The sequence below is a fragment of the Bradyrhizobium sp. WU425 genome (assembly GCF_021052305.1).
Classification (GTDB): Bacteria; Pseudomonadota; Alphaproteobacteria; order Rhizobiales; family Xanthobacteraceae; genus Bradyrhizobium; species Bradyrhizobium canariense_D.
Genome location: NZ_CP088089.1, coordinates 1,873,215 through 1,886,470, shown reverse-complemented (window position 1 = coordinate 1,886,470; position 13,256 = coordinate 1,873,215). Strand labels below are relative to the sequence as shown.

The following is a 13,256-nucleotide window of genomic DNA, read 5'->3' as shown; positions in this document are numbered from 1 at the left end:
CTGGCCAAAAGCGCGTCATCGCGAGCGAAGCGAAGCAATCCAGCCTGTCTTCCCAGTTACAGCCTGGATTGCTTCGTCGCCCCAGTGCAAAATTGCTTCGCAATTTTGTCACGGGCTCCTCGCAGTGACGGGCCTGGTGACTTTCAGAGACGGGACAACAAACCGATGTCCGTGACCACACTCTCTTCTCCTGCCCTCGTGCACTGGCAACCCTCCTGGCTGGTGCGCCTGTTCGACTACAAGCCGTTCCTGATCGTGATGTGCCTCGCACCTGCGATCGGGCTGCTCACGGTGTTCCTGACCTATCCGCTCGGCCTCGGCATCTGGCTCGCCTTCACCGACACGACGATCGGCAGAAAAGGCGTCTTCGTCGGCTTCGAGAATTTCCAGTATCTGCTCACCGATTCCCTGTGGTGGAACGCGGTGTTCTACAGCGTGGTCTACACGGGGATCGCGACCTTTGGAAAGTTCGCGCTCGGCTTCTGGCTCGCACTGCTGCTCAACAACCATTTTCCGTTCAAGAGCCTGTTGCGTGCGATCATCCTGATGCCCTGGATCGTGCCGACGGTGCTCTCGGCGCTGGCGTTCTGGTGGATCTACGATCCGCAGTTCTCGATCATCTCCTACCTTCTGGTCGACGTGCTGCACTGGCGCACCACCAATATCGACTTCCTCGGCTCGCCCTGGCCGGCGCGCTTCTCGCTGATCGCCGCCAATATCTGGCGCGGCATTCCCTTCGTCGCGATCTCGCTGCTGGCGGGCCTGCAGACCATTTCGCCCTCGCTCTACGAAGCCGCGATGCTCGATGGCGCCAGCGCCTGGCAGCGGTTCCGCTACATCACCTTCCCGATGATGATGCCGATCCTCGCGATCGTCATGACCTTCTCGATCATCTTCACCTTCACCGATTTCCAGCTGGTCTACGCCATCACCCGGGGCGGCCCCGGCAACTCAACCCATTTGCTGGCAACGCTGGCCTTCCAGCGCGGCATTGCGGGCGGCGAGCTCGGCGAGGGCGCGGCGATTGCGGTGTCGATGATCCCGTTCCTCGTGTTCGCAACGCTGTTCTCTTATTTCGGCCTGGCGCGCCGCAAATGGCAGCAGGGAGAGAGCAATGACTGATACCGCCGCCGAGCCGGCCGCCGTCGCCACCACGCCGCCGGACACCATGGCCTGGGATTCCGGGCTGCGGCGGCTGATGATGATCTATCTGCCGCTCGGCTGCTTCGTGCTGATCCTCCTATTTCCGTTCTACTGGATGACGATCACGTCGTTCAAGCCGAACGCAGAGCTGATGAACTACAAGGAGCACAACCCTTTCTGGATCTCCTCGCCGACGCTGGCCCACATCAAGCACCTGTTGTTCGACACCGCCTATCCGCGCTGGCTGTGGACGACGATGCTGGTCGCGGTCGGGGCGACTACGCTGTCGCTGATCGCGAGCACGCTGGCCGCCTATGCGATCGAGCGCCTGCGCTTCCGCGGCAGTCCCTATGTCGGCCTCGGCATTTACATGGCCTATCTCGTGCCGCCGTCGATCCTGTTCATTCCGCTCGCGACCGTGGTCGTGCAGTTCGGCCTGTTCGACAGCCCGCTTGCGTTGATCCTGGTCTACCCGACCTTCCTGGTGCCGTTCTGCACCTGGCTCCTGATCGGCTATTTCAAGTCGATCCCCTACGAGCTCGAGGAATGCGCGCTGGTGGACGGCGCCACCAGGCTCCAGATCCTGCGGCGGATCACGCTGCCGCTGGCGGTGCCCGGCCTGATCTCGGCCGGCATCTTCTCCTTCACGCTGTCCTGGAACGAGTTCATCTACGCGCTCGCCTTTATCCAGAGCGGCGCCAACAAGACGGTGCCGGTCGCGATCCTGACCGAGCTCGTCACCGGCGACGTCTATCAGTGGGGCGCGCTGATGGCGGGCTCGCTGCTCGGCTCGCTGCCGGTTGCGATCTTCTACTCGCTGTTCGTCGATTACTACGTGTCGTCGCTGACGGGCGCGGTCAAGGAGTAGCTGTCGGCTGCGGCGTTTGGCCCGGTTTCACAAAACTGCAATGCGCGGTCCGCATAAGACGGCCTCCGTTAACAGGAGACGCACATGCGCGCGACTTTGCTTAGTACCGTCGCAACGATCATTCTGACCGCGAGCTCCGCGCTGGCGCAGAGCGAAGGCGAATTCCCCGCCAAGCTCGCCGGCCACGTCGTGATGCCGGCCGCCACGTTCATCGACGCGCCGGCTGATGCTCCCGCCGATCTCAAGACATCCGGTAAATACACCACCGGGAAGCGGGTCGACGCGCTCGGCACGGTGATGGGCAAGTCCTATGAGCGGGCCACCGGCGTGTCGCTGCCGTTCAAGGGCCAGCCGCTGCAGGGCCATTCCGGTATCAAGTCGATGGGGGACGGCACTTTCTGGGTCATCACCGACAACGGCATGGGCGCGCGCGCCAATTCGCCAGATTCGATGCTGTACCTCAACCGCTACAGGATGGATTGGGCCGGCGGCAAGATCGAGCGGCTGGAGACCGTGTTCCTGCACGATCCCGACAGACGCGTGCCGTTCCGCATCGTGCATGAAGACACCGAGAGGCGTTACCTCACCGGCTCCGACTTCGACACCGAAGGTTTCCAGATTATCGGCGACACCTTCTGGATCGGCGACGAGTTCGGCCCCTACATCCTGAAGGCCGACAAGACCGGCAAGATTCTGGCCGTATTCGAGACGGTCGCCGACGGTAAGCCCGTGCGATCGCCGGATCATTGGGCGGTGGCGACCCCGGGCGCGCCGGGTGCGACCTACACCAACGTCAACCTCCGACGCTCCAAGGGTTACGAGGGCTTCGCCGCCTCGAAAGACGGCAAGTTTCTCTACGGCCTGCTCGAGGGGCCGCTCTGGGATGCCGAGAAAAAGGACTGGGAGAAGGTCGACGGCAAGGAAGCCTCGCGCATCCTCGAATTCGACGTCGCCGCGGAAAAATTCACCGGCCGCTACTGGCAGTATGTGTTCGAGCAGAACGGCAATGCCATCGGCGACTTCAACATGATCGACCCGAGCGCCGGCCTGATCATCGAGCGCGACAACGGCGAAGGCACGCCCGAAAAGGCCTGCCCGCAAGGCACCCGCGGCGAGAACTGCTTCCCCGACGTGGCCAAGTTCAAGCGCGTCTACAAGATCGAGCTCACCGACGCCAATGTCGGCAAGCCCGTGCGCAAGATCGGCTACATCGACCTCCTGAAGATCAGGGATCCCGACAAGAAGGCGAAGAAGCCGCTCAATGACGGCGTCTACACGTTCCCGTTCTTCACCATCGAGAACGTCGATCGTGTCGACGAAACCCACATCATCGTCGGCAATGACAACAATCTGCCGTTCTCGTCCAGCCGCGATCCCAACAAGGCCGACGACGACGAGTTCATGCTGCTCGATGTCGCGGACTTCCTGAAGGCGAAGTAAGCCAGCGCTCTCTCAACGCGGGTCATCGCCCGGCTCGACCGGGCGATCCAGTACGCCGCGGCGCCAGCGATCAAATCGTGAGGCCGCGGCGTACTAGATGCCCCGCCCTCGTGCGTAACTGCGCACTAGGCGGGACATGACGGACAGTGAGCGAGCACGAGGTAAAGACAACTCGCACCTCGGCGCCGCACATCAACCCGCCGGCACGATCACCATGCTCTTGTCCTTCGGCCAGCGAATGCGCCAGACGAAGTTGATGTCCTTGACCTCGCCGGGCTTGGCGTCGAACGACCATTCCAGCACGCCGCGCCGGTCGCGAATGTTGCTTGCGGTCGGCGGCGTGGTCGCAGGCAGCATCTCGACGAGGATGTCCTCGTTCTCGCTGACCGGCAATTGATCCTCAATCGCGACCTTGATCGGGAAGTCGTGACCATTGCGGATCGTCGTCTTGAACGATCGCTCGTCGGTCTTCGACGTCGTGACCAGGAGACCGGCCGAACCTTCGTTGCGCTTGAGCACCGCGCGCTCGATCCTGACCTTGTCGTCGGCGCCGAAGCCGAGCCGCACGATATCGTCCTTGGCCGAAGCCGAGAGTTTGCCGCGGCCGACGAAAGTCCCGTCGCGATAGATTGCGACCTTGCCCGGCAACAGGCTCGTGTCGTCGGTCTGCTTGAAGCTCGCTTCGAGGAAGGCGGTGGGGTCCATCACCGGTGCCGCGCGCACCATGAGATCGGCGGGCACTGTCATCGAGGCGATGCGCAGGCTCTTGGCGCCCTCGGCAGCACCGAGGCTGACGCGGCCGGGAATTTTGTAGGAGGCCTGGAAGTCGCCGATCTCGGCGACCGCCTGCTGTTCTTCGGCGCGCTCGCGGATATCGTCGGCCGCCTTGGCCGCGGACGTTTCCATCTTTCGCTGCTGCATGGGCGCCGCCGCAGGCACTGCCGAATCCGAAAGCGAACCCAGCGCCCGCGGCTTCGGCACTTGCGGATACTGCGCGACCAGCGAGTTCAGCTCCGGCGCGCTGCCGCCGCGGCCGATGCGGACCGTGGAGACGCCGAGCGTGACGTTGGACCAGTCCTCGCCGGTCGATTGCGTGACTTCGGCACGGCGGACCAGCTCGAGCTGCGGCTTGCGATCCTTCGCACCGGTGTCGAGGCGGGCGTCGTAGAGCGGCAGCCAGCGCGCATTGCGCACATTGTAGGTGACCCTCAACGTCGCCTTGGTAGCCGCCGGCGCGGCGATGTCCATGCGGACTTCGAGCTTGCTCGGCGGCTTGGCCTTCCGCTCGACTTCGAGCTGGGCGATCTGCCGATCGATCTCGCGCATCTTGCGCGTGGCGTCGCGAACGGCGGTATCGGCGCTTGCAATTTCCTCGCCGACGGTGGCAAAGGCCGTGCGCCATTCGGCAATCGGCCGCGCCTCGCCCTTGTCGCCGATGCCCGCAGGCGACGCTTCCGCAAAGTGCTCCGCGAATTTGCGCCGCGCATTGGCCGAGTCGATCGCGCCTTGCAGGTCGGCGCGTTGGTCGTTCAGCGCCTCGATGCGCTTGTCCAGCTCCGGCAGATTGACCGGCGCCGCACGCGGCGTTCGCGCATCGATCGTGCCGATGGTGAGCTTCGCTCCCCCCTCACCCTCCACCCGGATCGAGGAGGTGTCGAGACCAAGCGGGAAGTCCTTGGCAATGAGCGTCGAGTCACCAGACGGCAGGTCCACCGCGATGACGCGGGTGACGGTCGCGCCATCGGGGTAAACCGTGACGGTATCGATCGCCGATGTGGCGTCCAATTCGGCGGCCCATGACGACGACGCGAATGCCGTAGTCACCAGAACCAGGCTCGTCGTTGCCAAACATTTTGCGGTGATGCGCATCAAGTCCCTCCTCCAAGTCATCGCCGCCACCAGCCGGACGCGCGATCCAATGCCTCGCCAACATGGTTGGACGCGGCAGGGAAGGAACTGGTTCGATTGGGGTTTCCGTGGGGCGCCGCCGCGGCGGCAGCAAGGCCCGGAACGTGTCGTCAGCCCGCGACGGAGCGCTTAATCCTGAGCGGACGAACCCTGCCCGAAGATGCGGCGGAGCAGATCGGTGACGTTCTTGGCGCCCGCCTTCCTCAGGATGCCGGCGCGATAGCCCTCGACCGTGCGTGCGCTCAGATGCATGCGCCGGGCGACCTCCTTGTTGGTCAGGCCGGCGGCGAGATGCTCGAGCACGTCGCCCTCTCGCGTGGTCAGGGGTTCGCAGCCGGGCAGCCAGCGCTGCCGGCTGGAGCCGGGCTGTGCGAACTCGTCGATGGCGGCATCGATCCGGTCGATGATGTCGCGGGTGCGGAACGGCTTCTCGATGAAGTCGGCCGCACCGCTCCTGATGGCATCCACCGCCATGGCGATGCTGCCGTTTGTCGCGGTCACCAGCACCGGCGCCATGCAGTTTTCCTCGCGCAGGCGCTTGAGCACGTCGAGACCGGAGCGATCGGCCGGCATCTCCAGCAGCACGCAGGCCGGCATCCGCGCCTTGGCCTCCGAGAGCAGAGACGCGCCGTCGGCGAAGCAGATCACGTTGTATGCGCTTTGTTGAAGCGCGGTGGAAAGTTGTTCGCGGGAGGCGGCATCGGTGTCGATGACGAATACCTCACCCTTGGAAAGCATGTCCCCCGGCATAATTCCGATCCAGCAATGTCTTGGGTCAAATGGTCCGAGACGGCAGCGGGGCCTCGTCGCGCCGCGCCGTCATTTGCACAGCACTCACGCCCGTGCTTCGGTTTCACTTATGTATGTTCCACCCTGTTCCCGGATTTGACCGATCGGGACAGAAACTTTACATTTCGGGACATCGGCGGGACGGCTGGCAGGAACGGGGCGCATGACCGACCTCATTCGTAGCGCGGGCTTGAGCTATTACCTGGAGGTCGCCCGGTCGGTCGGGCTCGACCCCAAACACATGATGCGCAAGGTCAGGCTGCCGCTGGCCTGCCTCGACAAGCCCGATACACCCATTGCCGTCACAAGCCTGCGACGTCTGCTCGAATTGTCGGCCGAGGCGTCCGGAGCCGAAGATTTCGGGTTGCGGCTTGCTGAACGCGGCGGGCTGACCAATTTCGGCGCGGTCGGCCTGATCGTGCGCGAACAGGCGACCGTTGGTGAAGCCATCGAAGCCTTCTCGCGCTTCATCCCGATCCATCACGACGGCATGAAGCTGGACGTCACCCGCGACAAGCAGACCGTCAGCGTCACGCTGCACCTGCGCGGCCGGCAGCCGGCCGCGCCGCGCCAGTCGATCGACATGGCGCTCGGCAGCGTCCACCGCATCATCCAGTCGCTGTTCGGCAGCGATTGGCGGCCGCAGGAAGTGCACCTGCATTACCCGCCGCCGCACGACCGCAAGCGCTACCGCGAGTTCTACGGCTGCCGTGTGACCTTCAATGCGGAGGCCGATTCGATCCTGTTGTCGGCACACGACATGGAGCGCCGGATCCCGAGCGCGCATCCGCTGATCGCGAGCTATCTGCGCAAGCGGATCGAGGCGATCGAGACGCGGCCGGCAAGCTGGGAGGAGAAGGTCGACGAGGTCGTGCGTCTCCTGCTCGCCGGCGGCGGCTGCACGGTCGAGCGCGTCGCCGAACACCTCGCCTGCACCCGGCGCACCATCCACCGCCACCTCGCCGAAGCCGGCACCAGCTTCTCGGCCATTCTCGACGCGCAGCGCGCCGATCTCGTGGTCCAGCTCATCGACGACCCCGGCCGGCCGCTGGCCGACATCGCCGTGCAGCTCGGCTTCTCCGCACAGAGCGCCATGGCCCGCTGGTTTCGCGGCCATTTCGGCTGCACCATCACCGCATGGCGCAAAGGCGCCCGGCCATTGGCGGCAACCGCGGCTTGATTTTCAAGACCGATCACATCACCCGCGCAAACATGCGAAAGCCCGGCGCACCGATGATCGCCTCGAAGGCAGGATCGCGCTTCTCCTCGGCAAGGACAAAGCCGGCCTTGGTATAAGCGCGCTCGGCGGGCTCGTTGCCGATCAGGAACGATATTGTCGCCCGTGCACATCCAGCCGCTCGCCCCTTCTCCAGCGCATGCGCGATCAGTGACTGCACCAGGCCGCGGCCGCGATAGGCGGGATCGGTCGCGACATGCTCGATCATCCAATCGCCCTCGCCGCCCTGAACCCAGCAGGCGCGGGTGTAGCCGCCGCGTTGACGGATGGCCTCCAGCTCTGCCGCGGCGAGTCCGGACGCGGCTGCGACTTCCTCGATCGCACGCCAAGCCGCTGGTCCCGTGCCGGCCGCCGGTAGCGCACACAAGGCGGCAGCAGGCTTGCCATCGATCTCGGCGACCAGAAATTGCGAGACGTGCCACATCGACACCGCGCGAGCGGCTGCGACGTGCGCGATGAAATCGCGGCACTGTGTTTCAGGCCAACCGAGCGCAACGTCGAACCAGCCACGCGGCCGGTAGCCGCGCTGCGATGAAAGGATGGTTTGTGCGATGAAATCGGCGTCTTCGGGACGCGCAGACCGTATCGTCATGCGCGCCCCCTTCGCGAAAACTTTACGTGTTCTTCAGTGCGACGCGAAATTCGGCCTCGGTCTTGGCCTTGACCTCGTCGAGCGAGACGCCGTCGGCGAGCTCGATCAGCGCCATGCCGCCGCTGCCGTGCTTGTCGATGGTGAAGACGGCCAGGTCAGTCACGACCATGTCGACCACGCGCTCGCCGGTCAGCGGCAAATTGCACTGCTTCAGGAGCTTTGGACCGTCCTTGGCCGAATGCTCCATCACCACGACCACGCGCTTGACGCCGGCGACGAGATCCATCGCGCCGCCCATGCCCTTGACCATCTTGCCGGGGATCATCCAGTTGGCGAGATCGCCGTTCTGGGCCACCTGCATGGCGCCGAGGATCGACAGATCCATGTGGCCGCCACGGATCATGCCGAAGGAATCCGCGCTCGAGAAATACGAGGTCGACGGCAGTTCGCTCACGGTCTGCTTGCCGGCGTTGATGAGATCGGCGTCCTCTTCGCCCTCGTACGGGAACGGGCCCATGCCGAGCATGCCGTTCTCGCTCTGAAGGCTGACGTCCATGCCGTCCGGGATGTAGTTCGAGACCAGCGTCGGGATGCCGATGCCGAGATTGACGTAATAGCCGTCACGCAGTTCCTTCGCGGCGCGCGCAGCCATCTGTTCACGGGTCCAGGCCATCTTAGTCTCCTGATCTCAAGCTGCCGTGCGCGGGCGGGTGTTGCGGAATTCGATGCGCTTCTTGGCCGTTCCGACCTCGACGATGCGCTTGACGAAAAGACCGGGCGTGTGGATGTGGTCGGGATTGAGTTCGCCGGCCGGAACCAGATGCTCGACCTCGGCCACCGTGACCTTGGCGGCGGTCGCCATCATCGGGTTAAAGTTGCGCGCGGTCTTGCGATAGATGAGGTTACCTGCGGTGTCGCCCTTCCAGGCGTGGACGATGGCGAGGTCGGCGAACAGGCCGCGCTCCATCAGGTATTTCTGTCCGTCGAATTCTTTCACTTCCTTGCCTTCGGCGATCAGCGTGCCGACGCCGGTCTTGGTGTAGAAGGCCGGAATGCCGGCGCCGCCCGCGCGGATGCGCTCGGCCAGCGTGCCCTGCGGATTGAATTCGAGTTCCAGCTCGCCGGCGAGGAATTGCTGGGCGAACAGCTTGTTCTCCCCGACATAGGACGAGATCATCTTCTTGATCTGGCGGGTTTCGAGCAGGCGGCTGAGGCCAATGCCGTCGACGCCGGCATTGTTTGAGACCACCGTCAGGTCCTTGACGCCGGAGTCGCGGATCGCGTCCGACAGCGTCTCGGCGATGCCGCAGAGGCCGAAGCCGCCCGACATGATCATCATGCCGTCTTTCAGAACGCCCTCGAGAGCCGACTTGGCGTCGGGATAGACCTTGTTCATGCAAATTACCTTCGAGTGAACCTTCGGCTTGCAGGCGTCGCGCCTTAGTGGCGGCGATTATTAGGCGAAATCGTCCGAAGCCGTCAATGATACGGGGTTCTCCGCTCCGCCCCTGGGTGATAGAAGCTGCCCAAGCCGTGGGCGCAACCGTTCCCGCGGCCTTGAAAGCGACAAGAAAACCCATCAAGTTGCGGCACTTAACACAATAGGTCTTGGGCGTGGGGCGCGCAGGTTTCCCGGCCCGCCTTCTGGCTCCAGCGACCAACTCGATCAGGACATGCCATTGACCATGGCCCAAGGAATGAAGCGCCTCGGGACGCCGATCGCGGCGCTGCTCGGCGTGGCGCTGATCGCCCTGATCGCGACCTCATGGCTCATCAACCGCGACGCACTGCGCAAGGCCGTGGAAACGCAGATCCGCGACGTCACCGGACTCGAGGTCAACGTCGCAGGCGCGATCGACATTTCGGTGCTGCCGGCAAGCTACATCTCCTTCCATGACGTCGGGCTGAAGGGCGGCGGCACCAGCGATCCCGCGCTCCATGTCGACGTTCTCACCGCGAACCTGCGGCTGCTGCCGCTGCTGCTGCAACGGTTCGAGATCGCCGACCTGACGCTGCTGCGGCCGCGCATCCATGTCAGCCTGAAGCCGGACGGTGAAAGCAACTGGACACCGTTCATCCAGACCATCGCGCGCACCATGAAGCCTGGCGCCGAGAATCAAGTGTCGTTCTCCGAGATCCGGATCCAGGACGGCGTGCTCAATTACGAGGACGCCGCCACGCACGGCACCGAGAAGCTCGAGGACATCGACCTGTCGCTGGCCTGGCCCTCGATCTCGCGCTCCTTCGCTGCGACCGGACAATTCGACTGGCGGGGCGAACGGGTCGACGGCTCGATCAGCTTTTCCGATTTCGTCGCCGCCCTCTCCGGCGAGCGCTCGGGGTTGAAGGCGCGGATCGCGAGCGCACCGCTCAAGCTCGCCTTCGACGGCAGCGTCGCCAATCGCACCAGCCCGATGATGGAGGGTACGCTCACCATCGACAGCCCGTCCTTGCGCAACGCGCTGCGCTGGACCGGCCAGCCGCAGCCCGCCAGCGGCGGCTTCGGCCGTTTCGCGCTGAAGGCGCGGGCCAATGTCGTCGGCGCGTCGATCGCGCTCACCAACGTCAATGTCGAGCTCGACGGCAACACCGCCGAGGGCGTGATGACCTACGCCAATAACGGCCGGCAGACGCTGCAGGCGACGCTCGCAGCCGACGCGCTCGACTTCACCCCCTATATCTCGACTTTCCGCCTGCTCGCGAGCGGCGCGCGCGACTGGAACAGGCAGCTGTTCGATCTCAACGCCTTGTCGACCACCGACCTCGACATGCGCCTGTCGGCCGCCAAGCTGACGGTCGGGACGTCGAAACTCGGCCGCACCGCGATCGGCGCGAATCTCCGCAACGGCACGCTGGCGCTCTCGGTCGGCGAGGCCCAGGTCTATGGCGGCATCGCCAAGGGCTCGTTCGGCATCGCGCGCTCCGACACCGTCGCCGACATCAAGGCGCAATTCCAGTTCACCGACGTCGACCTTCAGGCCTGCGCCTCCGAGCTGTTCGGCATCAACAAGCTGTCCGGGCGCGGCAACATCAACGTCTCGCTCCTCGCGTCCGGCTCGAGCCCGTTCGGCCTCGTGCAGTCGCTCGACGGCAGCGCCACAGTGACCGGGCATGACGGCGCGATCGCGGGCTTCAATGCCGAGCAGCTCCTGAAGCGGCTCGAGCGGCGGCCGCTGTCCGGCGGCGGCAATTTCCGCAACGGCTCTACCCCTTACGACAATCTCACCATCGCGGTGAAGTTCTCCGACGGCGTCGCCACCGCCGAGGACATCCGCGTCGAAGGACCGGCGGCGAAGATCACCATGACCGGTACCGCCTCGGTGCCGACGCGCGAATACGACATGAAGGGCGTGGCCAGCCTCAACAGCGCGTCGGGGTTCGAATTGCCCTTCGTGGTGCAGGGCCCCTGGGACGACCCCCTCGTCTTCCCCGATCCGGAAAGCCTGATCCGCCGTTCGCCGGCCTCTGCGCCCCTGCTCGACATGCTGAAAGACCGCAAGCCGGGCGACGCGGTGCGCTCCGCGATTGAGCGCATCACCGGCACCGGAAAACGTCCCGCACCGGCCGAAGCGCCGACGGCGGAGAACGCCAAGGAAGGCGCGAAGTCCAATTAAGGACGGCGATCAAGCGGCGCCAGCAGATCGGCGCGAATTGATCAGGGCGAATTGATGCGGCGATTGGATCGATGCGCACATTAAGCATCTCCTCTCGCCCGACACCCCACGACCTATGTCTGACAAGAAGCCGCTAGATCGGATAGCGGCCATGCGCTAGTGTTTTATACGACCGGTTAAAAACACCGGCCGTTTGAGGGAGAAAAACGTGAAATCCAAGGTTATTGGCGCAGTATCACTGGCGGTCGCTGCGGCCGGGCTGTTTGCAGCCGCTGCACCCGCATTTGCGCAGCAGAAGACGATTACGGTCTGGTGGGGCAAGGGCTTCTACCGCTCCGAAGACGACGCGCTGCTCGAGACAATCAAGAAGTTCGAAGCCAAGACCGGCATCAAGGTCGAATTGTCGCAGTACGCGATCCAGGACATGATTCCGAAGACGGTCGCCGCACTCGATTCAGGCACCGTGCCCGATGTTGCCTATTCCGACACCTACGACGTGCAGGTCCAGGGCAAGTGGGCCTACGAAGGCAGGCTCGAGGACCTCTCAGACATCATGGAGCCGATCAAGGATCGGTTCGTGCAGAACACGCTGGATGCGTCGATCCTCTATAACGACGTCACCAAGAAGAAGGCCTATTACGGCTTCCCGCTGAAGCAGCAGAGCATGCATGTCGAGATCTGGAACGACATGCTTGAGAAGGCCGGCTTCAAGCTCGCCGACATCCCGACCGACTGGGAAGGCTACTGGACGTTCTGGTGCGACAAGGTGCAACCGGGGATCCGCAAGGCGACCGGCCAGCGCGTCTACGGCGTCGGCCAGCCGATGGGCGTGGAATCCACCGACGCTTTCCAGTCGTTCTACACCTTCATGGATGCCTATCACGTCAAGCTGGTCGACGACGACGGCAAGCTTACGGTCGACGATCCCAAGGTCCGGGAGAACCTGATCAAGGCGATGAAGGACTACACCGACACCTACATCAAGGGCTGCACCCCGCCGTCCTCGACGACCTGGAAGGATCCCGACAACAACGTCGCGTTCCACAACAAGACCATCGTGATGACCCACAACTTCACGATCTCGATCGCGGCGAAGTGGTTCGAGGATTCCCAGAACCAGACGCTCACGCCCGAGCAGCGCGAAGCCGGCAAGAAGGCCTATGGCGAGGACATCATCACCGCGTCCTTCCCGAAGGCTCCGGACGGTTCGACGATCCGCTACCGCTCGGACGTCAAGACCGGGCTGGTCTTCTCCGTGGCCAAGAACAAGGCCGAGGCCAAGCAGTTCATCGCCTTCCTGCTCCAGGAAGAGAACGTCCGCCCCTATATCGAGGGTGCGCTCGGCCGCTGGTTCCCGGTGACGAAGGAAAGCCAAGAGAGCCCGTTCTGGCAGGCTGACCGGCATCGCAAGGCGGTCTACTCGCAGTTCAAGGGCGGCACCGCCGCGTTCGACTTCACCAAGAACTGGAAGTTCACCATCCTGAACAACGAGAACGTCTGGGCCAAGGCGATGAACCGCGTGGTCAGCGAGAAGGTGCCGGTGGACAAGGCGGTCGACGAGCTGATCGCCCGCATCAAGGCGGTCGCGGGCTGATCTCGGACTGCAATAAGGTATATGCTAATACCGGTCGCGGCTCTCCGCGACCGGTTGCTTTCGGTGGGTAT

General features: G+C 64.0%; 11 protein-coding genes. 6 read left to right on the top strand and 5 right to left on the bottom strand.

Features of this window, described 5'->3' with window-relative positions; all coding sequences use genetic code 11:
• Nucleotides 1-165: 165 nt before the first annotated feature.
• From BcanWU425_RS09010 to BcanWU425_RS09000, 3 genes are all read left to right on the top strand, one after another.
• Entirely contained in the window at nt 166-1,122 is a 957-nt protein-coding gene (locus BcanWU425_RS09010; RefSeq protein WP_204512200.1) for a carbohydrate ABC transporter permease, read from the top strand.
• On the top strand, nt 1,115-2,011 hold the full coding sequence (locus tag BcanWU425_RS09005) for a carbohydrate ABC transporter permease (RefSeq protein ID WP_018453844.1): 897 nt from the start codon (nt 1,115-1,117) through the stop codon (nt 2,009-2,011). Before BcanWU425_RS09010 ends, BcanWU425_RS09005 begins: the two co-directional genes overlap by 8 nt.
• A gap of 84 nt (nt 2,012-2,095) precedes the next feature.
• Nucleotides 2,096-3,451 carry an esterase-like activity of phytase family protein gene (locus tag BcanWU425_RS09000; protein WP_204512201.1) on the top strand — a complete coding sequence of 452 codons (1,356 nt, stop codon included), beginning with the start codon at nt 2,096-2,098 and terminating at the stop codon, nt 3,449-3,451.
• Between the two features lie 192 nt (nt 3,452-3,643).
• On the opposite strand, the gene BcanWU425_RS08995 is transcribed toward BcanWU425_RS09000, so the two are convergent.
• Both BcanWU425_RS08995 and BcanWU425_RS08990 read right to left on the bottom strand, forming a co-directional pair.
• Nucleotides 3,644-5,320 carry a mucoidy inhibitor MuiA family protein gene (locus tag BcanWU425_RS08995; protein WP_204512202.1) on the bottom strand — a complete coding sequence of 559 codons (1,677 nt, stop codon included), beginning with the start codon at nt 5,318-5,320 and terminating at the stop codon, nt 3,644-3,646.
• 168 nt (nt 5,321-5,488) lie between these two features.
• Nucleotides 5,489-6,109, bottom strand: coding sequence for a response regulator transcription factor (locus tag BcanWU425_RS08990; protein ID WP_204512203.1), 621 nt, complete (start codon nt 6,107-6,109; stop codon nt 5,489-5,491).
• Between the two features lie 202 nt (nt 6,110-6,311).
• Between BcanWU425_RS08990 and BcanWU425_RS08985 the strand changes: the two genes are divergently transcribed.
• Nucleotides 6,312-7,328 (top strand): AraC family transcriptional regulator, encoded by a 1,017-nt coding sequence (locus tag BcanWU425_RS08985; RefSeq protein WP_204512204.1) that lies wholly within the window; start codon nt 6,312-6,314, stop codon nt 7,326-7,328.
• Nucleotides 7,329-7,341: 13 nt separating this feature from the next.
• Here the strand turns inward: BcanWU425_RS08985 and BcanWU425_RS08980 are convergent, their stop codons facing one another.
• From BcanWU425_RS08980 to BcanWU425_RS08970, 3 genes are read right to left on the bottom strand one after another with little or no spacing between them, the layout of a single operon-like run.
• On the bottom strand, nt 7,342-7,977 hold the full coding sequence (locus BcanWU425_RS08980) for a GNAT family N-acetyltransferase (RefSeq protein ID WP_204512205.1): 636 nt from the start codon (nt 7,975-7,977) through the stop codon (nt 7,342-7,344).
• 22 nt (nt 7,978-7,999) lie between these two features.
• Entirely contained in the window at nt 8,000-8,650 is a 651-nt protein-coding gene (locus tag BcanWU425_RS08975; RefSeq protein WP_007596236.1) for a CoA transferase subunit B, read from the bottom strand.
• 15 nt (nt 8,651-8,665) lie between these two features.
• Nucleotides 8,666-9,373, bottom strand: a complete 708-nt coding sequence (locus BcanWU425_RS08970) for a CoA transferase subunit A (protein ID WP_085349162.1) — start codon at nt 9,371-9,373, stop codon at nt 8,666-8,668.
• 289 nt (nt 9,374-9,662) lie between these two features.
• Here BcanWU425_RS08970 and BcanWU425_RS08965 point away from each other — a divergent pair, with 289 nt between their 5' ends.
• Nucleotides 9,663-11,591 carry an AsmA family protein gene (locus tag BcanWU425_RS08965; protein WP_162496341.1) on the top strand — a complete coding sequence of 643 codons (1,929 nt, stop codon included), beginning with the start codon at nt 9,663-9,665 and terminating at the stop codon, nt 11,589-11,591.
• Nucleotides 11,592-11,799: 208 nt separating this feature from the next.
• Nucleotides 11,800-13,185 carry an ABC transporter substrate-binding protein gene (locus BcanWU425_RS08960; protein ID WP_018453835.1) on the top strand — a complete coding sequence of 462 codons (1,386 nt, stop codon included), beginning with the start codon at nt 11,800-11,802 and terminating at the stop codon, nt 13,183-13,185.
• Nucleotides 13,186-13,256: the final 71 nt, after the last annotated feature.

Coding starts and splice junctions, on each gene's coding strand:
- BcanWU425_RS09010 (WP_204512200.1), top strand. CDS start 166: ATGTCCGTGACCACACTCTCTTCTCCTGCCCTCGTGCACTGGCAACCC.
- BcanWU425_RS08975 (WP_007596236.1), bottom strand. CDS start 8,650: ATGGCCTGGACCCGTGAACAGATGGCTGCGCGCGCCGCGAAGGAACTG.
- BcanWU425_RS08990 (WP_204512203.1), bottom strand. CDS start 6,109: ATGCCGGGGGACATGCTTTCCAAGGGTGAGGTATTCGTCATCGACACC.
- BcanWU425_RS08980 (WP_204512205.1), bottom strand. CDS start 7,977: ATGACGATACGGTCTGCGCGTCCCGAAGACGCCGATTTCATCGCACAA.
- BcanWU425_RS08995 (WP_204512202.1), bottom strand. CDS start 5,320: ATGCGCATCACCGCAAAATGTTTGGCAACGACGAGCCTGGTTCTGGTG.
- BcanWU425_RS08985 (WP_204512204.1), top strand. CDS start 6,312: ATGACCGACCTCATTCGTAGCGCGGGCTTGAGCTATTACCTGGAGGTC.
- BcanWU425_RS09000 (WP_204512201.1), top strand. CDS start 2,096: ATGCGCGCGACTTTGCTTAGTACCGTCGCAACGATCATTCTGACCGCG.
- BcanWU425_RS08970 (WP_085349162.1), bottom strand. CDS start 9,373: ATGAACAAGGTCTATCCCGACGCCAAGTCGGCTCTCGAGGGCGTTCTG.
- BcanWU425_RS08965 (WP_162496341.1), top strand. CDS start 9,663: ATGGCCCAAGGAATGAAGCGCCTCGGGACGCCGATCGCGGCGCTGCTC.
- BcanWU425_RS09005 (WP_018453844.1), top strand. CDS start 1,115: ATGACTGATACCGCCGCCGAGCCGGCCGCCGTCGCCACCACGCCGCCG.